The organism is Limnobaculum eriocheiris (assembly GCF_021010575.1).
GTDB classification, from domain to species: Bacteria; Pseudomonadota; Gammaproteobacteria; order Enterobacterales; family Enterobacteriaceae; genus Limnobaculum; species Limnobaculum eriocheiris.
In genome coordinates this window covers 42,080-63,172 of record NZ_JAJNAG010000010.1, presented here as the reverse complement: position 1 = coordinate 63,172, position 21,093 = coordinate 42,080, and the positions used below count along the sequence as shown (strand labels likewise).

Annotated in this window: 21 protein-coding genes; 4 read left to right on the top strand and 17 right to left on the bottom strand. The window is 43.3% G+C overall.

What is annotated here, in order from left to right; genetic code table 11:
• The first annotated feature begins 15 nt into the window (after positions 1–15).
• The 3 genes from mglB to mglC all read left to right on the top strand — a co-directional run bounded on the left by mglB (position 16) and on the right by mglC (position 3,625).
• The gene (gene mglB, locus LPW36_RS06795; protein WP_268991550.1) at positions 16–1,008 is read left to right on the top strand and encodes a galactose/glucose ABC transporter substrate-binding protein MglB; all 993 of its coding nucleotides are present in this window, start codon (positions 16–18) and stop codon (positions 1,006–1,008) included.
• 66 nt (positions 1,009–1,074) lie between these two features.
• Positions 1,075–2,595, top strand: a complete 1,521-nt coding sequence (gene mglA / locus LPW36_RS06790) for a galactose/methyl galactoside ABC transporter ATP-binding protein MglA (RefSeq protein ID WP_230608750.1) — start codon at positions 1,075–1,077, stop codon at positions 2,593–2,595.
• Positions 2,596–2,614: 19 nt separating this feature from the next.
• Entirely contained in the window at positions 2,615–3,625 is a 1,011-nt protein-coding gene (mglC, locus tag LPW36_RS06785) for a galactose/methyl galactoside ABC transporter permease MglC (RefSeq protein WP_230608749.1), read from the top strand.
• Between the two features lie 275 nt (positions 3,626–3,900).
• Here the strand turns inward: mglC and LPW36_RS06780 are convergent, their stop codons facing one another.
• The 15 genes from LPW36_RS06780 to asnC form a co-directional block, all read right to left on the bottom strand.
• Positions 3,901–4,683, bottom strand: a complete 783-nt coding sequence (locus LPW36_RS06780) for a DUF4253 domain-containing protein (protein WP_230608748.1) — start codon at positions 4,681–4,683, stop codon at positions 3,901–3,903.
• Between the two features lie 22 nt (positions 4,684–4,705).
• On the bottom strand, positions 4,706–5,425 hold the full coding sequence (locus LPW36_RS06775; protein ID WP_230608747.1) for a L,D-transpeptidase family protein: 720 nt from the start codon (positions 5,423–5,425) through the stop codon (positions 4,706–4,708).
• 110 nt (positions 5,426–5,535) lie between these two features.
• A complete protein-coding gene (locus LPW36_RS06770; protein WP_230608746.1) occupies positions 5,536–5,958 on the bottom strand; it encodes a F0F1 ATP synthase subunit epsilon in 423 nt (140 codons plus the stop codon).
• A 19-nt stretch (positions 5,959–5,977) separates the two neighbouring features.
• Complete coding sequence (gene atpD, locus LPW36_RS06765; protein WP_108900909.1) at positions 5,978–7,357, bottom strand: F0F1 ATP synthase subunit beta; 1,380 nt, start codon at positions 7,355–7,357, stop codon at positions 5,978–5,980.
• 33 nt (positions 7,358–7,390) lie between these two features.
• On the bottom strand, positions 7,391–8,254 hold the full coding sequence (gene atpG, locus LPW36_RS06760) for a F0F1 ATP synthase subunit gamma (RefSeq protein ID WP_230608745.1): 864 nt from the start codon (positions 8,252–8,254) through the stop codon (positions 7,391–7,393).
• 46 nt (positions 8,255–8,300) lie between these two features.
• On the bottom strand, positions 8,301–9,842 hold the full coding sequence (atpA, locus tag LPW36_RS06755) for a F0F1 ATP synthase subunit alpha (protein ID WP_230608744.1): 1,542 nt from the start codon (positions 9,840–9,842) through the stop codon (positions 8,301–8,303).
• A 12-nt stretch (positions 9,843–9,854) separates the two neighbouring features.
• Positions 9,855–10,388, bottom strand: coding sequence for a F0F1 ATP synthase subunit delta (gene atpH, locus LPW36_RS06750; protein ID WP_230608743.1), 534 nt, complete (start codon positions 10,386–10,388; stop codon positions 9,855–9,857).
• A gap of 14 nt (positions 10,389–10,402) precedes the next feature.
• On the bottom strand, positions 10,403–10,873 hold the full coding sequence (gene atpF, locus LPW36_RS06745; protein WP_108900913.1) for a F0F1 ATP synthase subunit B: 471 nt from the start codon (positions 10,871–10,873) through the stop codon (positions 10,403–10,405).
• 53 nt (positions 10,874–10,926) lie between these two features.
• A complete protein-coding gene (atpE, locus tag LPW36_RS06740; protein WP_108900914.1) occupies positions 10,927–11,169 on the bottom strand; it encodes a F0F1 ATP synthase subunit C in 243 nt (80 codons plus the stop codon).
• Positions 11,170–11,216: 47 nt separating this feature from the next.
• The gene (gene atpB / locus LPW36_RS06735; protein ID WP_230608742.1) at positions 11,217–12,035 is read right to left on the bottom strand and encodes a F0F1 ATP synthase subunit A; all 819 of its coding nucleotides are present in this window, start codon (positions 12,033–12,035) and stop codon (positions 11,217–11,219) included.
• 25 nt (positions 12,036–12,060) lie between these two features.
• Positions 12,061–12,444, bottom strand: coding sequence for a F0F1 ATP synthase subunit I (gene atpI / locus LPW36_RS06730; RefSeq protein WP_230608741.1), 384 nt, complete (start codon positions 12,442–12,444; stop codon positions 12,061–12,063).
• A 604-nt stretch (positions 12,445–13,048) separates the two neighbouring features.
• Positions 13,049–13,666, bottom strand: coding sequence for a 16S rRNA (guanine(527)-N(7))-methyltransferase RsmG (gene rsmG, locus LPW36_RS06725; RefSeq protein ID WP_230608740.1), 618 nt, complete (start codon positions 13,664–13,666; stop codon positions 13,049–13,051).
• 9 nt (positions 13,667–13,675) lie between these two features.
• Positions 13,676–15,565, bottom strand: a complete 1,890-nt coding sequence (mnmG, locus tag LPW36_RS06720; protein ID WP_230608739.1) for a tRNA uridine-5-carboxymethylaminomethyl(34) synthesis enzyme MnmG — start codon at positions 15,563–15,565, stop codon at positions 13,676–13,678.
• Positions 15,566–15,937: 372 nt separating this feature from the next.
• Positions 15,938–16,387: an FMN-binding protein MioC gene (gene mioC, locus LPW36_RS06715; RefSeq protein WP_230608738.1), complete on the bottom strand. Its 450-nt coding sequence runs from the start codon at positions 16,385–16,387 to the stop codon at positions 15,938–15,940.
• Between the two features lie 92 nt (positions 16,388–16,479).
• Positions 16,480–16,941: a transcriptional regulator AsnC gene (asnC, locus tag LPW36_RS06710; RefSeq protein ID WP_230608737.1), complete on the bottom strand. Its 462-nt coding sequence runs from the start codon at positions 16,939–16,941 to the stop codon at positions 16,480–16,482.
• A 154-nt stretch (positions 16,942–17,095) separates the two neighbouring features.
• Between asnC and asnA the strand changes: the two genes are divergently transcribed.
• A complete protein-coding gene (asnA, locus tag LPW36_RS06705; RefSeq protein WP_230608736.1) occupies positions 17,096–18,085 on the top strand; it encodes an aspartate--ammonia ligase in 990 nt (329 codons plus the stop codon).
• Here the strand turns inward: asnA and viaA are convergent, their stop codons facing one another.
• Together viaA and ravA are read right to left on the bottom strand one after the other, a co-directional pair.
• A complete protein-coding gene (gene viaA / locus LPW36_RS06700; RefSeq protein ID WP_230608776.1) occupies positions 18,086–19,540 on the bottom strand; it encodes an ATPase RavA stimulator ViaA in 1,455 nt (484 codons plus the stop codon).
• Positions 19,540–21,057 (bottom strand): ATPase RavA, encoded by a 1,518-nt coding sequence (ravA, locus tag LPW36_RS06695; RefSeq protein ID WP_230608735.1) that lies wholly within the window; start codon positions 21,055–21,057, stop codon positions 19,540–19,542. The genes viaA and ravA overlap by 1 nt, the downstream gene beginning before the upstream one ends.
• Positions 21,058–21,093 lie beyond the last annotated feature (36 nt).

Genomic DNA, 21,093 nt, shown 5'->3' with positions numbered 1-21,093 from the left:
TACATGGAGATATTCATGAAAAAAACACTATTAGCCACGATTGTGTTTGGTACCTGTATGGCTGTATCAGCAGCTACTCTGGCCGCCACCAAGATTGGGGTTACTATTTATAAATACGATGACAACTTTATGTCAGTTGTTCGTAAAGCTATTGAGAAAGAGTCTGCTGGCAATAAAGATGTTACTTTGCTGATGAATGACTCACAAAATGACCAGTCTAAACAAAATGATCAAATTGATGTTTTGATAGCCAAGGGTGTTAAAGCGCTGGCGATTAACCTGGTTGACCCGGCAGCGGCTCAGGTCGTTATTGATAAAGCACGTGGCGACTCCATTCCTGTGGTGTTCTTTAATAAAGAGCCTTCCAAAGCCGCACTGGACAGCTATGACAAAGCCTACTTTGTTGGTACCGATTCTAAAGAGTCTGGTGTTATTCAGGGCCAACTGATTGCCAAACACTGGAAAGCACATCCGGAATGGGATCTGAATAAAGATGGCGTCATTCAATTTGTACTGCTTAAAGGTGAGCCGGGACATCCGGATGCCGAAGCACGTACTACTTACGTGGTTAAAACATTGAATGACGATGACAAGATAAAAACTCAGCAGCTACAGCTGGATACCGCAATGTGGGACACCGCACAGGCTAAAGATAAAATGGATGCCTGGTTATCTGGTCCTAATGCCGACAAGATTGAAGTGGTTATCGCTAATAACGATGCAATGGCTATGGGCGCAATCGAAGCATTGAAAGCGCACAATAAAAGCAAAATTTCAGTATTTGGTGTAGATGCGCTGCCGGAAGCGCTGGCTCTGGTACGTCAGGGTACGATGGCTGGTACCGTACTGAACGATGCCAGCAACCAGGCAAAAGCCACATTTGAGTTATCTAAAAACCTGGCTGAAGGTAAACCTGCTGCACAAGGCACCAAGTGGGAAATTAAAGACAAAGTTGTCCGCGTTCCTTACGTAGCAGTAGATAAAGACAATCTGGATAAATTCAAATAATCCTTTTTATTGATAGCAATAGAAGGGGCGGCTTGCTGCCGCCCTTTTTTAATCAGGACCTGTTGTATGAGCGAAGAACTAATCCCGCCAACCGATGATTTATTGCTGGAAATGATCAATATCAGTAAGTCATTTCCCGGTGTAAAAGCGTTAGATAACGTTAATCTTAAAGTTCGCTCTCATTCCGTTCATGCATTAGTGGGCGAAAACGGGGCCGGAAAATCAACGTTATTAAAATGTCTGTTTGGTATTTATAAAAAAGACAGCGGAAAAATTATATTTCAGGGAAAAGAAGTTAATTTCAGTAATTCTAAAGAAGCACTGGAACAAGGCGTTTCAATGGTACATCAGGAACTCAACTTAGTGCTTCAGCGTACCGTTATGGACAACATGTGGCTTGGTCGATATCCGGTAAAAGGCCTGTTTGTCGATCATAAAAAAATGTATCAAGACACTAAGGCTATTTTCGATGAGCTGGATATTAATATTGACCCACTGGTAAAAGTTGCCACCTTATCTGTTTCCCAAATGCAGATGATAGAAATTGCCCGGGCTTTTTCCTATAACGCTAAAATTGTCATTATGGATGAACCTACTTCTTCTTTAACCGAAAAAGAGGTCAGTCATCTGTTTAGTATTATTCATAAATTAAAAGATCGCGGCTGCGGTATTGTTTATATCTCCCATAAAATGGAAGAGATATTTCAGCTGTGCGATGAAATAACCGTACTGCGCGATGGACAATGGGTTGCTACCCGCCCTCTTGAAGGGTTAGCCATGAATGACATTATCTCTATGATGGTGGGCCGTTCACTAACTCAACGCTTTCCTGAAAAGACCAACAGTATTGGTGATGTCATTCTTGAAGTTAGCAATCTGACATCAAAAAAACAGCCTTCAGTTCAGGATGTCTCTTTTTCTCTGCGTAAAGGAGAGATATTAGGCATTGCCGGTTTAGTTGGTGCTAAACGTACAGATATTGTGGAAATATTGTTTGGTATCCGCGAAAGAAGCGCCGGAAAAATTGTTCTAAATGGAAAAGAGATAAAGAATAACAACGCTAATGAAGCTATTAGCCATGGTTTTGCTTTAGTCACCGAAGAACGCCGATCGACGGGAATTTATGCCCATTTAGATATTGGATTTAACTCTTTAATATCCAATATGAAAACCTACAAAAACTCAGTTGGGTTATTAAATAATAACCGAATGAAAAGTGATACTCAGTGGGTTATCGACTCAATGCGGGTAAAAACCCCGGGCCATAAAACAGCGATTGGTTCTCTCTCTGGCGGTAATCAGCAGAAGGTCATTATTGGCCGCTGGCTACTGACCCGACCTGAAATTTTATTATTGGATGAGCCTACCCGTGGAATTGACGTAGGTGCCAAATTTGAAATTTATCAATTAATTATTGAGCTGGCAAAAAAAGAGAAGGGAATCATTATCATTTCTTCTGAGATGCCTGAATTATTAGGTATTACCGACCGTATTTTGGTTATGAGCAATGGCCGTCTGGCGGGTATTGTTAATACTAAAGAGACATCTCAGAGTGAAATTCTGCAACTGGCTTCTAAATATCTATAAGTTATAGGATCGGCATATTATGAGTACTAAAAATAAAGGCTCTGTTGTGAATTTCATGAAAGAGAACGGTATTTATATCGTTCTCTTCGTGCTGCTTGGCATTATTATTATTCAGGATACCTCATTCCTCAGTTTACTTAACCTGAGTAATATTCTGACGCAATCTTCAGTGCGTATTATTATTGCACTTGGTGTTGCCGGACTCATTGTAACTCAGGGTACTGACCTGTCGGCAGGTCGACAGGTAGGGTTAGCAGCCGTAATTGCTGCTACTTTGCTGCAATCCATGAGTAACGTGAATAAAGTATTTCCGAGCTTAGGTGAAATTCCTATTCCGGTAGTCATTCTGGTTGTTTGTATTATTGGTGCAATCATTGGGTTAATAAATGGGTTAATTATTGCCTATCTCAATGTGACGCCGTTTATTACCACTCTGGGTACCATGATAATCGTTTATGGTATTAACTCTCTCTATTATGACTTTGTTGGTGCCTCTCCCATCGCCGGTTTTGACCCTCGATTCTCTACCTTTGCTCAGGGGTTTATTCGGTTTGGTGATTTTAAACTGTCCTACATTACCTTTTATGCCGCCATCGCTATCGGGTTTGTCTGGATCTTATGGAACAAAACTCGTTTTGGTAAAAATATATTTGCCATCGGTGGTAACCCGGAAGCAGCAAAAGTCTCTGGCGTTAACGTCACCCTGAACCTGATTATGGTGTATGCCCTGTCTGGCGTGTTCTATGCTTTTGGCGGTATGCTGGAAGCAGGGCGCATTGGTAGCGCCACCAATAACCTGGGCTTTATGTATGAGCTGGATGCTATTGCCGCCTGTGTGGTTGGCGGCGTGTCGTTTAGCGGCGGTGTGGGTACCGTTGCCGGAGTGGTAACCGGGGTGCTGATTTTTACCGTTATCAACTATGGCCTGACGTATATCGGAGTGAACCCTTACTGGCAGTATATTATTAAGGGCAGCATTATCATCTTTGCGGTAGCGTTAGATTCGTTGAAGTATGCGAAGAAAAAGTGAGTTGTAATGGGGTAAATTGGTTTCTGAGGATATTCCGGCCGTAAGAACTTAAGAGCATATATTACCCTTGAGTACGGCCGGGTAGTAGATAAACAGGCCCGGTGGGTCGGCTCCCCGGGCTACGGGCAGTTATGAAACACCTTACGGGCCAGCGCGAGCGCTGTTCAAACAGGCAAAGCCTGTTTGTCGTTGGCTTACGCCAAGTCGACCCCCACGCCCGTGTATCCTAATAACCTTTAGTGCTGTCTGATATAAAAACTACAGAGACATTAGTATCAATCAGTATATTTAACCCAAAGTAACTTACTATCTGAAATCATCTGACTAAACAGCGCTTCCATTTTTTCTTTTTCACTATCCGCTACATGGTATAACAACAATAAATCTTCACAGAGATGGTTTAACTGTACTTCTGTTAATGGTTCTTTCCTGATGAACCCTAAATAGGAAGCACCGATACCAATAAGCTCTAAGCCATATTGTTGTTGAAAGCGTTTTGCCAATATAAAGTTTTCTGCCGGTGATAAATCACAACTAAAATAGCCATTAGGAAAAGCATATAAGGTTTCATAGCTATGATTCACTGGTACAACTAATGCAGATACCGGACTATCAAAAATAGAAAAGGGATCTGTTTGATATTCAATCCACTCTTCTAAATTCTCATCCGTTAATGTTAATCCTTTTTCACAAACCTGTTCAAAGGTAACGCCTTTTATTAAACGTTGAAAATTATGCTGACAAATAAACATCTCAGATGGAGTATTCAAATACCCAAGATACTCACCTTCATCAAAACATTCAGCTGGTAGCCCGGATAAATCCAAACCATCACTATCGGCTAAATCATAGGTCATTCTAGCGTGACCTGAGGTATAACAAGCCTGAGATACATCATCCAGCGTTAATAAAATTCGTTGTTTTCCATATTCCTGACTTTTTTGATGATAAAAATCTATCAAACCATCCAGATTTTCAATCTCATCAATTCGATACTCATTACAGAGGCCTCCCGAAGGGTTATGCGTCTCATCATGACCTAAAAATTTAATCTTCATCTACTATGTCCCTTTGTACTTATCAGCCCGCCTTCACCAAATACTGCTTCCCACTCACCTCAACCATCGGCACCTTATGGTTAGTCTCAAAAAAATCATAAGCCGGTTTTAGCGTTCGCCAAAAATCGATATATTCTGAATCCTGATACTGAGCCATTTTATTTGCTGTCATGGCAAACGGGAAAATATGGATAGGGACTACTTTTTGTCCACCGGCAAAAGCCTGCTCAACCAGCCCATATATTTCGGTGATTATTGGATCGGTCATCGCGTAGCAACCGGCAGAGGCGCAACCACCGTGTACCATAAGAAAATCACCGGTATAACCATTAGCGCGATCGAAAGCGTTAGGATAACCAATGTTAAAAGAGAGGTGATAATTGCTGTTAGGGTTAAGTAATCCTTTGGTAGTTGAGTAGAAACCTTCAGGGCTTTTATGGTCCCCTTGCTGCTTTTTAGGCCCTAAACCACCGGAATAAGTGCAGATAATATAGCTTTTATACAGCTCATAAGGCTTATTATCTGAGCTAAACCACAGTTCAAACTTGTCTTCAGCTTTAAGAATACGGATATACAGACGATCGCCAAACTTAATCTGTTTTTCTGGTTCAGGAGGACGGGGATGAATAGTCCCATCATCCGGGCCCGGTCCTTCTGGAGGGCGGCTGGTAAAATTCTGATAAACCAGCAGGCTGACAATTACAATCAGCACCAGAATAATAATGAAAAGCACATTTTTCATTCTATAACGTCCATATTACCTCTGTAACTTTCTATCCATGTAAAAAAGCCAATCTGATAAACAGATTGGCTTTTTATAACGCACATAGCAATCAAAATACTGGGTGCTGATTACATCATTTTCTTGGTCAATTCGATAACGCGCAGTTTTGCAATGGCTTTACTCAGCTCTGCTGATGCCTGTGCATAATCGATGTCACCATGCGAATTACGGATGTGTTCTTCCGCTTTACGCTTGGATTCCATTGCCCGAGCTTCATCAAGATCCTGTCCGCGGATAGCCGTATCAGATAAAACGGTAACGATGGTCGGTTGAACCTCAAGAATACCACCAGAAAGGTAGATAAACTCTTCATCACCGTTTAGCTTAACGATACGAATCAGGCCCGGCTTGATGGCAGTGAGCAGCGGCGTATGCTGAGGATAAATCCCCAGTTCACCTTCGCTACCCGTCACCTGGATTCTTTGTACTTCGCCGGAAAACAGATTATTTTCCGCGCTCACTACGTCCAGATGGAAAGTTGATACAGCCATGTAGCCCTCCTATTGCAGCTTACAGTTTCTTGGCTTTTTCCACAGCTTCGTCAATGGAGCCAACCATGTAGAACGCCTGCTCAGGCAGATGATCGTACTCACCGTTCATAATACCGTTAAAGCCACGGATAGTGTCTTTCAGCGATACGTACTTACCAGAAGAACCGGTAAATACTTCTGCAACGAAGAATGGCTGAGACAGGAAGCGTTGAATCTTACGAGCACGAGATACCACCAGCTTGTCACTTTCTGACAGCTCGTCCATACCCAGAATCGCAATGATGTCTTTCAATTCCTGATAACGTTGCAGAATTGACTGAACGCCACGCGCACAATCATAGTGCTCCTGACCAACCACTAATGGATCCAGCTGGCGGCTGGTTGAATCAAGTGGGTCAACCGCAGGGTAAATACCCAGAGAAGCGATTTGACGACTTAATACGACCGTTGCGTCCAGGTGGGCGAAGGTGGTTGCCGGTGATGGGTCAGTCAAGTCATCCGCAGGTACATATACTGCCTGTACCGAGGTGATTGAACCGGTTTTAGTTGATGTAATACGTTCCTGCAATACACCCATCTCTTCAGCCAGCGTTGGCTGATAGCCTACCGCTGATGGCATACGACCTAACAGTGCGGATACTTCCGTACCGGCCAGGGTATAACGATAGATGTTATCGATAAATAACAGAACGTCACGGCCTTCATCACGGAATTTCTCCGCCATGGTTAAGCCGGTTAATGCAACGCGCAGGCGGTTTCCTGGCGGCTCATTCATTTGGCCATAAACCAGTGATACTTTATCCAGTACGTTTGATTCGGTCATTTCATGATAGAAGTCGTTACCTTCACGAGTACGTTCACCTACACCCGCAAATACAGAGTAACCTGAGTGCTCAGTCGCAATGTTACGAATCAGCTCCATCATGTTTACGGTTTTACCTACACCCGCACCACCGAACAGACCAACTTTACCACCTTTAGCAAACGGACAAATCAGGTCGATAACCTTGATACCCGTTTCCAGCAGTTCAGTTGCGCCAGACAGATCTTCGTAGCTTGGTGCTTCACGGTGAATAGCCCAACGCTCTTCTTCACCAATGTCACCTTTCATATCGATTGGCTGACCAAGTACGTTCATGATACGTCCCAGCGTCGCAGTACCAACTGGTACTTCGATAGGGTGCTCTAAATCTAATACTTTCAGACCGCGGCTCAGGCCATCGGATGTACCCATTGCGATACAACGAACTACACCACCACCGAGCTGTTGTTGAACTTCCAGCACCAGTTTGGCATCGATCTGAACTTCAAGCGCGTCGTACACTTTAGGTACGGCGTCTTGAGGGAACTCGACGTCCACTACGGCGCCGATAACCTGGATAATCTTTCCAGTAGCCATCTTGAATCCTCTACGTAATTCCTAAACCAAGCCCTAGACCGCCGAAGCTCCCGAGACAATCTCGGTAAGTTCCTGAGTGATGCTGGTCTGACGCGCTTTGTTATAAACTAACTGAAGCTCTTTAATCAGCTCGCCACCGTTATCGGTTGCGGCTTTCATCGCTACCATTCGGGCGGCCTGCTCGCTTGCCAGGTTCTCAACTACACTTTGATAAACCTGCGATTCGACATAACGACGCAGCAAGGTATCCAGCAGCGACTTCGGATCGGGCTCGTATAGATAATCCCAGGACTTGTTTTTAATCTCTTCGTCATCTGACGGCGGCAGCGGTAACAGCTGTCTGATTTCTGGCGATTGTGACATGGTGTTTACAAACTTGTTGTTAGCAACATAGAGTCTGTCTAAACGACCTTCATCATAGGCCTGTAACATAACTTTTACCGGGCCTATCAGTTCAGATACCGATGGGCTATCACCCATACCGGTAACCTGAGCCACAATATTGCCACCCACCGATGAGAAGAAAGAGGCACCTTTAGAGCCGATTAACGCTAAATCAACGTTAACGCCTTTATCGTTCCACTCTTTCATTTCAGCCAGCAGCTTCTTGAACAGGTTAATGTTCAATCCGCCACACAGGCCACGGTCGGTAGACACTACCAGATAACCAACGCGCTTAACGTCACGTTCATCCAGATAAGGGTGCTTATACTCAAGATTACCTAACGCAAGGTGACCAATCACTTTGCGCATCATCTCAGCATAAGGACGGCTTGCCGCCATGCGTTCTTGCGATTTACGCATTTTAGACGCGGCAACCATCTCCATCGCTTTGGTGATCTTTTGCGTATTTTGTACGCTGCCGATCTTACTACGTATTTCTTTTGCGCCGGCCATTTAAGCTTCTCCTCACTACCTTACGGCCCCTGAAGGCCGTTTGGTATTACCAAGACTGGGTTGCCTTGAAGGTATCGAGAATGGCCTTAAAGCCTGCCTCGATCTCATCGTTGTAACCACCGGTTTGGTTGATTTTCTGTAAAAGCTCAGCGTGGTCACGCTCGGCATAGGCTAATAAAGCCGTTTCAAAGCTACCAACCTTATCTAACGCAACATCTTCCAGATAACCGCGTTCAGCTGCGAAAAGAACCAGAGACTGGTCGGCAACTGACATAGGATCATACTGTTTCTGTTTCAGTAATTCGGTAACTTTCTGACCGTGGCTCAGCTGTTTACGTGTTGCATCGTCCAAATCAGAAGCGAACTGGGAGAATGCCGCCAGCTCACGATACTGTGCCAGAGCGGTACGAATACCACCGGACAGTTTTTTCATGATTTTAGTCTGTGCTGCACCACCAACCCGCGATACGGAAATACCCGGGTTAACCGCCGGGCGAATACCCGCGTTAAACAGGTTAGATTCCAGGAAGATCTGGCCGTCGGTAATGGAGATTACGTTGGTCGGAACGAACGCAGAAACGTCACCCGCCTGAGTTTCGATGATCGGTAACGCGGTTAATGAACCTGTTTTACCTTTCACTTCGCCTTTGGTAAAGGCTTCAACGTACTCTTCGTTAACGCGAGCAGCACGCTCCAGTAAACGGGAGTGGAGATAGAATACGTCACCAGGGAATGCTTCACGACCCGGTGGACGGCGCAGCAGCAGAGAGATCTGACGATATGCAACAGCCTGCTTAGACAGGTCATCATAAATAATCAGTGCATCTTCACCGCGATCGCGGAAATATTCACCCATTGCACATCCGGCATAAGGAGCCAGATATTGCAGTGCGGCAGATTCGGATGCTGAAGCAACCACAACAATGGTGTTGGCTAATGCATTATGCTCTTCTAACTTACGCACAACGTTGGCGATAGTTGAAGCTTTCTGGCCGATAGCCACATAAATACATTTAATACCAGAATCACGCTGGTTGATGATGGCATCGATCGCCAGTGCAGTTTTACCTGTCTGACGGTCACCGATAATCAGCTCACGCTGACCACGGCCGATTGGAATCATGGAGTCAACAGACTTATAACCGGTCTGAACCGGCTGGTCTACCGATTGACGCTCGATAACGCCCGGTGCGATAGCTTCAACAGCGGAGAAACCATCGTGCTCAACCGGACCTTTACCGTCGATTGGCGCACCCAGGGTGTTAACAACACGACCAAGCAGACCACGACCGACCGGAACCTCAAGAATACGGCCAGTACACTTAACTTTCATGCCTTCGGCAAGGTCAGTGTATGGACCCATAACTACCGCACCAACGGAGTCACGTTCAAGGTTAAGTGCAATCGCATAGCGGCTACCTGGCAGTGCGATCATCTCGCCCTGCATAACATCGGCTAAACCGTGAATACGGATAATTCCGTCACTAACGGAAACAATAGTACCTTCGTTGTGAGCTTCACTCACAACATTGAACTGAGCAATGCGTTGCTTGATCAGTTCGCTGATTTCTGTGGAATTCAGTTGCATGCTCCAGTCCCCTTAAGACTGCAAGACGTCTGTTAAACGTTCAAGACGACCACGTACACTGTCGTCTATCACCATGTCACCCGCACGGATGACAAAACCGGCTATAACAGACTTATCAATTTTGCAATTTAGCTTAACTTTGCGTGACAAACGTTTTTCCATCGCGGTGGCAATTTTTGCCAACTGGGCATCATTCAATGGAGCAGCGGTAGTAACATCCACTTCAATGGTTGACTCCTGCTCTGAACGCAATTGAATAAACTGTTCTAACACGTCAGGAAGCACGATTAAACGTCCATTTTCGGCCATGACCTTTATCAGGTTTTGACCACTTTCGTTGAGCTGTTCACCACAAATGGTAATAAACGTGCTGGCTAAATGTTCCGGCGCCATCGCCCCGGACAGCAGATCAGCAACTTGCTCATTACGGCTAACTTCAGCAGCAAACGTCAGCATTTGTTGCCAGTTATCCAGGTCATTCTGCTCAACGGCAAAGTCAAAAGCTGCTTTGGCGTAGGGGCGAGCTACAGTAATAAATTCAGACATCTGCCCCTCCCTCCTTACAGTTCAGCGACCAGTTTATCAACGATGTCGCTATTAGCAGCTTCATCCACGGAACGTTCGATAATTTTCTCAGCACCAGCAATCGCCAGCATAGCCACTTGCTTACGCAATTCTTCACGCGCTCTTTTGCGTTCTGCGTCTATTTCAGCCTGAGCCTGAGCAAGAATACGCGAGCGTTCTTGTTCAGCTTCAACTTTAGCTTCGTCGACTATTTGAGCTTTACGCTTATTTGCCTGCTCGATAATTACCTGAGCATCAGCTTTAGCTTGAGCTAACTGGTCGGTCACATTGGCTTGCGCTAAATCCAGATCTTTTTTAGCTCGTTCTGCAGAAGCTAAACCGTCAGCAATCTCTTTTTGACGTTTTTCGATGGCAGAGATAATCGGCGGCCATACGAACCTCATACAGAACCAGACAAACAGGACAAACGCTATCGCCTGGCCGAGGATTGTTGCATTAATATTCACAGCACAATGCCTCTTGTTAATTTAACAGTTTGGTGTGGTTTCAATGTGCAATGTTAACCGGCGACGGCGAACATAACATACAGGCCCAGACCAACAGCAATCATCGGAATGGCGTCAACCAGACCCATAACGATGAAGAACTGTGTACGTAATAATGGGATAAGATCTGGTTGGCGAGCAGCACCTTCCAGGAATTTACCACCCAAAATGCCGATACCGATAGCAGCACCGATCGCTGCAAGGCCCATCATTACAGCAGCAGCCATGTACAGCAGATCCATGTTTAGGTTTTCCATGACAGTCTCCAGTTTATTTCAGTTAAAACTTAGCAGGGTTGTTAATATTAATGTTCTTCAGAAGCCATCGACAGATAGACAATCGTCAGAACCATAAAGATAAAGGCCTGTAACGTAATGATCAGTATGTGGAATATTGCCCATGGGACATTAAGTAACCACTGTGACCACCAAGGAAGCAGACCAGCAATTAGGATGAAAATTAACTCACCCGCATACATGTTTCCGAACAGTCGCAGACCGAGGGAAACAGGTTTGGACAGCAAGCTAACGCCTTCCAAAATTAGGTTAACTGGAATAAACGCCCAGTGATTGAACGGCTGCATGGTGAGTTCTTTAACGAAACCTGACACGCCTTTCATCTTAATGCTGTAAAACAGAATCAGAATGAATACGCCCAGCGCCATTGAGAGAGTAACGCTCACGTCCGCAGTTGGTACCACGCGTAAAGCAGGTAAACCAAGAACGTGTTCTCCAAGATAAGGAAGTAAATCGATTGGCAATAAATCCATGGTATTCATCAGGAAAACCCAGACGAATACGGTAAGCGCCAGTGGAGCAATCAGCTTACTATTGCCGTGGTACATGTCTTTGACCGTACCATTAACAAAATCAATAATCAGCTCAACTGCACACTGAAGTTTACCCGGAACACCGCTGCTGGCCTTAACCGCAACACGGCGAAAAATAAACAGAAACAGTAAACCAAGAACAATGGAAAAGAACATCGAGTCGATGTTAATCGCCCAAAAGCCCGGTGTATCACCGTGCTTAACAAGCTCCATAGTACGCAGATCCATTTGAAGGTTGTTCAAATGGTGGCCGATATAATCCTGTGGAGTAGAGATTTCCCCTGATGCAGACATGATGCCTCTCACTCTTTATTATCAATTAATTACGAAAAATATTTATTATAGCCGGCGCCACTACTTGTACTATCAACACAGCCAAATAAGTTACGCAAAGAGGCAAAAACTCCGCCTTAAACACAACCAACGCGATAACCAGCAGCGCAATGGTCAAAATAATTTTTACAATCTCACCGATAAAAAATGACCAGGCCAGTTTACCCTGAACCCGATCGTTATCCTGATGCCGCCATGTTAACAATAAAAACACCGCGTTAGGCAAACATCCGGACAAACCACCCAAAAAAGCAGAAATAGCCCATTTTTGGCTGTTAAGACAAAAAACCACGCTAAGTATAATAACAATGGCGAATTGTGCTAACAAAAGTCTGCGGGCTGTGACCGAATCATAAAGCGCTACAGACATGGCATATACTCTCTTTGAGCGTTAGCTTTCTTCCTACTTAAAAAGTAGAAACCGAGTAGTGTATAAAACTGCCTTTATCGACCAGAGTCAAGCCGGAAAAAAACCGTGAATTATACGAACAAACGCGGTTGATTCTATATTTAAGTAACAAAAAAGTGAACAGATGATTAAATTCCCAAATGTTCACTTTTTGGCATTTTTAACGAAAGCGCGGCCTATTATTACTAATAATGTTAAATATGTTTTGATTAATTATCCTTTTGTGAAGTTAATCACACAAATAATTTTAGTTTCTTAACTTGATTAAATATTACATATCTTACTAATTATTATTGATTTTATATAAAATCAAAGACCTGAAAGGATTCAACAAAAATTTAATGGTCATAATGGCTAAATCTTATCTTTTTGGTTTTTAGCTGAAAAACACAATGGAAACGCGTTGAGACTATAGATAAAAATTTGTAAACGACAGGTTAAATAGATACAGATTAAAAACTAATATCAGACCAGTTATGTAAAATAATTTTATCTTTTAAAATAAATCTATAAGAGCACGTTTTACTCATTAAAAGTATAAATACCTAATCTGAGTGATTAACATTTAACCACTAATGATAACCAGATGACGTTCACCATCCAGCTCAGGCACATCTAGAGTAACAATTTCTTGCACATGAAAGCCTGCCGGTACCAGTGACAACTCTTCTTCAGAGATAATTCCTTTTAGTGCATAAAACTTACCTTGCTGTTTCGATGGTAAGTGGTGACACCACTCCAGCATGTCCTGAAGCGAAGCAAAAGCCCGGCTGATAACCCCATCAAATCCTTGAGGTATGGAGTACTCTTCCACGCGGCTCTGAACAGGCGTGACGTTAGTAATATTCAGCTCATGCATGACCTGACGAATAAAGCGAATACGCTTACCTAAACTATCCAGTAGCGTAAATTGAGCATCAGGACGAACAATGGCCAGTGGAATACCGGGTAAACCCGGTCCGGTTCCCACATCGATAAAAAGATTTCCCTGAAGATGAGGATTAACCACGATGCTATCCATGATGTGGCGGATCAACATCTGTTGAGGATCCCTGACTGAAGTGAGGTTGTAAGCCTTATTCCATTTGTGCAATAAGGCTACATAGCCCAGAAGCTGCTCTTTCTGAAGCTGACTCAGTTCTATTCTGGCTGCTTTAAGCAGCTTATCAAATTGATTTTGCAAAACTTATCCTTAAGCGCTACGACGCAGCATGCCCTGTTTTTTCAGCCAAATCAGTAAAATGGAGATAGCAGCCGGTGTAATACCAGAAATACGTGATGCCTGACCAATAGAACTCGGTTTATGTTCGTTAAGCTTGATGCTCACTTCGTTAGACAACCCGGGAACCTGGCGATAGTCCAGATCTGGCGGTAGGATCGCATTTTCATTACGCAGGTGTTTTTCTATTTCACCCTGCTGACGGGCAATATAGCCTTCGTATTTAACCTGAATTTCTACCTGTTCAGCGGCCTGCTCGTCAGATAATCCCGGCGCAAACAGCGACAGGGTAGATAAAGTTGCATAATCAACTTCAGGGCGTTTTAGCAATTCTTCACCGGTAGCTTCTTTGGACAATGGCGATTTCAGTAAGGTGTTAATTTCTTCAACCCGATCCATGTTTGGATGGACCAGAATGCTTCTTAAACGCTGGCGTTCCTGTTCAATGCTCTCTTGCTTGGTAACGAAGTGCTCCCAGCGTTGGTCGTCAACCAGACCCATTTCCCGTCCGATTTCAGTTAAACGTAAATCCGCATTGTCTTCACGCAACATCAGGCGATATTCCGCCCTTGAGGTAAACATGCGGTAAGGCTCTTTGGTACCGAGAGTGCATAAATCGTCAACCAGAACGCCAATGTAAGCCTGATCGCGACGTGGTGACCATCCTTCCTTCTCCGCCGAGAAACGACCCGCATTAAGGCCGGCAAGTAGCCCTTGAGCAGCGGCTTCTTCATAACCGGTTGTGCCGTTAATCTGACCAGCAAAGAACAGACCCTGAATAAATTTACTTTCCAGCGTTGGTTTAAGATCCCGTGGATCGAAGAAATCATATTCAATGGCATAACCAGGACGAACGATCCTTGCGTTTTCCATGCCTACCATGGATCTAACGATCTTCATCTGCACATCAAAAGGCAAGCTGGTTGAGATCCCGTTAGGATAGACTTCATTGCTGGTTAAACCTTCTGGTTCCAGAAAGATCTGATGGGCATTACGGTCGGCAAAACGCATCACCTTATCTTCAATCGATGGGCAGTAGCGCGGTCCGATCCCTTCGATGATCCCGGTATACATCGGACTACGATCCAAATTATTGCGGATCACATCATGTGTTTGTTCATTGGTGTAGGTGATGTAACACGGGATCTGCGTTGGATGCTCACTGGCATTTCCCATAAATGAGAATACCGGTAGTGGGGTATCGCCGTGTTGCTGTTGAAGAATATCAAAATTGATCGTTCTGGCATCAATTCTTGGAGGTGTACCGGTTTTTAAACGACTTACCCGCAAAGGAAGTTCGCGCAGCCGTTGAGATAAGCCAATAGAAGGCGGATCCCCTGCTCTGCCACCGCTGTAATTCTCAAGTCCAATATGAATTTTGCCATCCAGGAAAGTTCCTACTGTCAGCACAACGGCTTTGGCTCTGAACTTTAAGCCCATTTTGGTCACTACACTGGTGACTTTATCGTTTTCAACGATGAGATCTTCTGCAGGCTGTTGGAAGATCATCAAATTGGGTTGGTTTTCCAGTGCGGATCTTACTGCCTGTTTGTACAAAGCACGATCTGCCTGAGCTCTGGTTGCTCTTACCGCCGGGCCTTTACTGGCATTTAATATTCTGAACTGAATTCCTGCTTTATCAATAGCATGAGCCATTAATCCGCCTAAAGCATCCACTTCTTTAACCAGATGACCTTTACCAATACCACCAATGGCTGGATTACAGGACATCTGACCCAGCGTATCGATGTTATGGGTTAATAAAAGTGTTTGTTGCCCCATACGGGCAGCAGCCATAGCGGCTTCAGTTCCGGCATGACCACCACCAACAACGATGACGTCAAAGGAATCTGGATAAAACATGGTATTACACCTCGGGATGTTCGGACGATCGAATAAAATGATCTTGAGTCAGCGATTCTACTTGAGTTTAAAGCTTAGTCCAACTGGTTTGGATCTTGGCTAATTAAAGAAAGATCTTTTTATTTAGAGATCTTCTTATTGGATCTACTATTAGGATCCTTCACTGCTGTGGATAAGCAATATTTCATCTTTGGGATCAATTTATTAAATAGATCCTTTTACTGTGGACGATCGGTGATCCTGAACCGTATAAGCTGAGCATAATAGTGGTAGTTATCCACATACACTACCGAGTAGTTAAGTTATTATTTGGATAACTACAGGTTAATAGCTGCTTTTAACTATACTTATGCACAACTGACTGCGCATTAATTAATCGTTTTTGATTAAATTAATCCAGCTTTCGATCCAAATTCCTGCGGGATCCTCAGGAATCTCATGTTCAGTGACGTCAATTTCCAGTCGATCGCCTATGCGTTTTGCGCCACGATCCTGCAAAATACGATCTGCCGTTTTAATACCACAGCAGAAAGTGTCATATTCTTTACTGCCTAAACCAATAGCACCAAATCTGACTTGAGTAAGATCTGGCTTCTGCTGTTCTATTTGTTCAAATAGAGGTTGTAGGTTATCAGGTAATTCGCCTGCTCCATGGGTTGATGTCACTATCAACCAGATACCTTCAGGAGTTAATTCATCCAGTTCAGCACCATGCAAAACTTCTGTAGTAAAACCCGCTTCAGCGAGTTTCTCTTCCAGGTGTTCAGCAACATATTCAGCACTACCTAAAGTACTGCCGCTAATCAGCGTTATATCAGGCATACCCATCCTTAATTATTCAGTTTTGTGCGTATTGTACGCTGTGAAACAGCTGGGATCTACCTGTGGATAATGTGGGTATAATAAAATGATGTTTATGGCCTGATGGTCCTCATAATAGGGTTTTGAAGGGAGATCAGTGTCTCTGTAGATTGGATTTCATCAATGGTTTGGATCTTGTTGATAAGTACCTGTTGTAACCCATCAATAGATTTAGTCATGACTTTAATAAAGATGCTGTAGTGGCCGGTGGTGTAATAGGCTTCGACCACTTCTTCCAGGTTTTCAAGTTTGGCCAGGGCTGATGGGTAATCTTTAGCACTTTTTAAAATAATACCAATAAAGCAGCAAACGTCGTAGCCCAGCTGCTTTGGACTGATTTCAACCTGAGTACCTAAAATGATCCCTGACTGCTTCATCTTTTCTACCCTTACGTGGATAGTTCCCGGGCTGACATTGAAGATTTTTGCCAGTTCAGCATAAGGAACCCGGGCATTTTTCATTAATTCGTTCAGTATGCTGCGGTCTAAATTATCGATCTGGTAATTATCGGTCATTTTTAGCTCTCTTTTTTGATGGATTTTTATTAAATTAGCTTTAAAAATGAATAATTGAAACTGATATAGCTATATTTATTAATGAATATTGAATTTAGGTGTGATTCTGTTGCTTAATGCTCATCAACGACATCACAGTATTGAGATAATCACAATGAAACAGCCCTTTATTCAAAAACAGCAGCAAATTACGTTTGTTAAATCTTTCTTTTCTCGCCAGCTGGAACAAAAGCTTGGTTTGGTTGAGATTCAGGCACCTATTTTAAGCCGTATTGGTGATGGTACTCAGGACAACCTGTCCGGCTGCGAAAAAGCGGTTCAGGTAAAAGTTAAAGCCCTTCCTGGTGCCATCTTTGAAGTGGTTCACTCATTAGCCAAATGGAAGCGCCAAACGCTGGGCCGTTTTGGTTTTGTTCCGGGTGAAGGTATTTACACCAATATGAAAGCCCTGCGTCCTGATGAAGATCGTCTGAGTCCTATTCACTCGGTATATGTGGATCAATGGGACTGGGAGCGCGTAATGTCTGACTCTGAGCGTAATTCTGATTATCTGAAACAAACCGTTCGCGATATTTATGCAGCAATGAAAGCGACAGAAGCAGCAGTGGCTCAGGAGTTTGGTTTTAAACCTTTCCTGCCGGCAGAGATTCAGTTTGTTCACAGTGAATCCTTGTTAAAACGCTATCCCGATCTGGATGCTAAAGGCCGTGAACGCGCTATTGCTAAAGATTTGGGCGCGGTTTTCCTGATTGGTATTGGCGGTAAGTTATCTCATGGTGAATCACACGATATACGTGCGCCGGATTACGATGACTGGACAACGCCGGGTGCCGATGGTGAAGGCCTGAATGGTGATATTCTGGTATGGAACCCAATACTGGAAGACGCATTTGAATTATCGTCTATGGGTATCCGTGTTGATACGGAAACGCTGAAGCGTCAATTAGCTTTAACCAATAATGAAGATCGCTTATCGCTGGAATGGCATCAGGCGTTACTGCGTGGTGAAATGCCACAAACCATTGGTGGTGGTATCGGTCAGTCTCGTTTAGTGATGTTATTACTGCAACAAAAACACATTGGTCAGGTGCAGTGTGGCGTATGGAGCCAGGAACTGCGTGAAAGCGTAGATTGCATGCTGTAATTAGCCAGCATGCCAGCGGCGATGTAACCGCTGGCCAAGCCCGGTATCAAACCGCCAGACATGATCGAAGATTTTCATAATGTTTGGTTTACCATGTTTAGACATAGCCACCGCGTGAAAACGGTGGTTATGTTTTTTTTGTTTATTCTTTATCTGACTGATTAAATTTTCTGGTAAACGCTGGGCAATAAAGTCGGAAACGATCACCACATCGGCATCGATCCAGTCCTGTTGATTCAGTTTTTCTACCGTTTCTGACAGACAAGCTGCCAGATCGGTACCCCCTCTGAAGCTCTGACTAAGAAAGCGAATAGCTTCACTGATACCCGTTGATGATGTCAGTTCGTAATGCACTACTTCGGTGGATAAAAGTAAGATATAACAGCGCCGATTGTCAGCCATAGCTATACGTAATAAGGCTAAACAAAACGCTTTGGCGCAGTGTTCATTAAAACCGCTCATGGATCCTGAGGTATCGACACAAACGATAAACGGCCCTCTGGGGAGCTGCTCATTTACGGTTTTTGAAATTGCTCTAACTTTCACCTGCTCACGCCAGACATCGCCTTTTAGCTGATAGGTCAGAAGCTGCTGTTCTAAAAAGCGCCGGTAAAATTCTAATTCCAGTTCATCAATATTCAGCAGCACCATCTCTGTGGGTAACATTCTGACGATGTCGTTACTCTGGAAGATACCATTAACGCTTTCAGGTAAGGTCGCTGGCTCTCTGACCATGACCCGATACTTTTCATATTGAGTGTCTTTGCGATCGACAGAAGTTGGCTGATAGCTTCTCCCCAGCTGTTCAGCCAGTTTTTGTAATTCAGGTTGCTGTGTCAGAAATTTACCGTATTCAATTAATGTATTGCAGTCGGAACGGTATTTTTCACCACGACTCATATCCCACAGGTGGCCAGAACTTCGATCGTTTTCTACCAAAAAGGGTTCCAGTGCACTGTTAATAGCCAGTCGATCCTGAAGCTGAGATATTAACTGCTCCCAGTCCCCTTCAATCAGTGATTTATGTAATGTGGTAACCTGAGCTGAAAGGCTTTTTCTCCACTGATGCAAAAAGAGGCTGCGAAAGCTTTCATTGCGATATTCTGCGGTAATGGAGAGTTTTTTAGCCCGTTCAAAGAAAGGGGAGTGAAGCTCTTCAAGTTGCTTAACAACATTGTCTAACTGTTCAAAAAACAGCGAATTATCTGAAGAAATGCTCTGTTTATAGAGAGTGAACTCTGCAGAAATCGCCGCAGGTACTTCAGATTGTTGTAACTTATCCTGAAGTTTTATCTTCCAGCCAGCGATCTCTTTATTAAAAGCGTTTCTGATTTTTGGATATTTTTCAAAAAAGATAACCAACTGGGGTGCTGTCAGCAAACCTATAAGTAATTCTTCGATTATTTCACCTTCACTGATGGAAAGTAATAATTCGATAGTTTGCAGGCTCATAATTACTGTTCAGCCCCGGCAAAACGCTGCTTTTGCTTGCTGATTTCTTCATGTACCGCAAACAAACTGGCTTCGATTTTCTCCAGCCACTGTTTATTAATAAACAGGCAGGGTTGAGCATCAGTAAAATATTTGCGTTGTTGATTGAGCCTGGATTGCGCATTTTCCAGACGTTGGACCAACTCTTCTGTTGGTTGTAGATGAAAATTCTTATCTGACAGAGATAAGACAGAAGGAGACAGGCTTAAATCCCGGATAATGAGTTGCGAATTATCATCAACGGCCATATCTAAAGATTGTGAAAAACCAATCCCATTAAGTTTACCTTTTGGCGACTCGCCTTTAGTTAACCATAATTCAATTTGCTGTTTTTCAATAACAATATGCGTTACTTCAATACCGTGAAGTTTTAGTGGTGTTTGCAATAATAGTGTTATTCTGGCTTCGGTAATATTTGCAGGTAAAGCATAGGTTTGTTTACGGTTAAACAGATTAGTTTTACGCTCTAATTTCAAAGATAACTGGTTAGATTGTTGTTGTTTGTATTTTAGCCAGTCAGAATTAACTTGTTGAATTTGTAATGTAATACTTTGCTGTTGAAATGCTTTTTCACTTATTAATAATTCAATTTGATGTTCTACCAGTGATAAAGAATTAATATCGTGCCACAGACAATCTTTTAATAAGATAAGATCGACAGGGCTTATGGATTCTCTGTCGCTAAAAAATGCGCTGGCTTGTAATAGTCGAATGGCTTTTTTCCAACGTCTGTCAGAAATATAAGGACCATTATTCAAAGCGTTAAGATTTTGGCGCAGTGAATAAATTAGCTCAAATACATCATCCGGCAGTTTTACCTGATTAATTTGTTGTTGCCATTCAACATATTCTTCATCACTGATACTTAATGATTCAATAGCAGAATTAAGCTTTTCACTGCTTTGATGATTAATCATTGATAAAAAGTTAGCTTTATCCTGAATGTTATTCAGAGATAAACGGATTAACATCCGGTCATATAGCGCTTCAAGGCTGTTATCTTCTTCGGGAAGTTCGTTAGAAGCGGTAACTAATAATCGTAATGGCATAGCTACTTCAGCGTCACCATTGCGAAAATGTCTTTCATTTATTGCCGTCAGCAGGGTATTAAGAATAGCGGGCCCTGCTTTCCATATTTCATCTAAAAAAACTATTTCAGCTTCAGGTAGATAGTTTTTAGTTAATCGAATATATCGACCATCTTCTTTTAATGCCTGAATAGATAATGGCCCAAAAACTTCTTCCGGTGTTGAAAAGCGGGTCATTAGATATTCGAAAGCATTAGCCTGTTTAAATGAGTATTTTAACCGGCGAGCGATCATGCTTTTAGCTATGCCCGGTGGCCCCAGCAGAAAAACGCTTTCTCCACAGAGTGCGGCTAATAAACAAAGTCTGATGACGTGCTGGCGTTCATAGAGATCGGTTTCAAGAATGCTGCTTAAACGGGTTATTCGTTCTGACAGGTATTTAGATTTAAGCATGATGAGGATGACTGAATAATAAATAATAAGAAAATT

What these genes read in the sequence shown, in the direction of transcription:
- ravA (WP_230608735.1), bottom strand. Translation starts at nt 21,057, where the DNA reads ATGCTTAAATCTAAATACCTGTCAGAACGAATAACCCGTTTAAGCAGC.
- atpI (WP_230608741.1), bottom strand. Translation starts at nt 12,444, where the DNA reads ATGTCTGTAGCGCTTTATGATTCGGTCACAGCCCGCAGACTTTTGTTA.
- atpA (WP_230608744.1), bottom strand. Translation starts at nt 9,842, where the DNA reads ATGCAACTGAATTCCACAGAAATCAGCGAACTGATCAAGCAACGCATT.
- atpB (WP_230608742.1), bottom strand. Translation starts at nt 12,035, where the DNA reads ATGTCTGCATCAGGGGAAATCTCTACTCCACAGGATTATATCGGCCAC.
- LPW36_RS06770 (WP_230608746.1), bottom strand. Translation starts at nt 5,958, where the DNA reads ATGGCTGTATCAACTTTCCATCTGGACGTAGTGAGCGCGGAAAATAAT.
- mglC (WP_230608749.1), top strand. Translation starts at nt 2,615, where the DNA reads ATGAGTACTAAAAATAAAGGCTCTGTTGTGAATTTCATGAAAGAGAAC.
- mglA (WP_230608750.1), top strand. Translation starts at nt 1,075, where the DNA reads ATGAGCGAAGAACTAATCCCGCCAACCGATGATTTATTGCTGGAAATG.
- atpE (WP_108900914.1), bottom strand. Translation starts at nt 11,169, where the DNA reads ATGGAAAACCTAAACATGGATCTGCTGTACATGGCTGCTGCTGTAATG.
- mioC (WP_230608738.1), bottom strand. Translation starts at nt 16,387, where the DNA reads ATGCCTGATATAACGCTGATTAGCGGCAGTACTTTAGGTAGTGCTGAA.
- mnmG (WP_230608739.1), bottom strand. Translation starts at nt 15,565, where the DNA reads ATGTTTTATCCAGATTCCTTTGACGTCATCGTTGTTGGTGGTGGTCAT.
- atpG (WP_230608745.1), bottom strand. Translation starts at nt 8,254, where the DNA reads ATGGCCGGCGCAAAAGAAATACGTAGTAAGATCGGCAGCGTACAAAAT.
- mglB (WP_268991550.1), top strand. Translation starts at nt 16, where the DNA reads ATGAAAAAAACACTATTAGCCACGATTGTGTTTGGTACCTGTATGGCT.
- LPW36_RS06780 (WP_230608748.1), bottom strand. Translation starts at nt 4,683, where the DNA reads ATGAAGATTAAATTTTTAGGTCATGATGAGACGCATAACCCTTCGGGA.
- atpH (WP_230608743.1), bottom strand. Translation starts at nt 10,388, where the DNA reads ATGTCTGAATTTATTACTGTAGCTCGCCCCTACGCCAAAGCAGCTTTT.
- LPW36_RS06775 (WP_230608747.1), bottom strand. Translation starts at nt 5,425, where the DNA reads ATGAAAAATGTGCTTTTCATTATTATTCTGGTGCTGATTGTAATTGTC.
- atpD (WP_108900909.1), bottom strand. Translation starts at nt 7,357, where the DNA reads ATGGCTACTGGAAAGATTATCCAGGTTATCGGCGCCGTAGTGGACGTC.
- asnC (WP_230608737.1), bottom strand. Translation starts at nt 16,941, where the DNA reads ATGACCGATAATTACCAGATCGATAATTTAGACCGCAGCATACTGAAC.
- asnA (WP_230608736.1), top strand. Translation starts at nt 17,096, where the DNA reads ATGAAACAGCCCTTTATTCAAAAACAGCAGCAAATTACGTTTGTTAAA.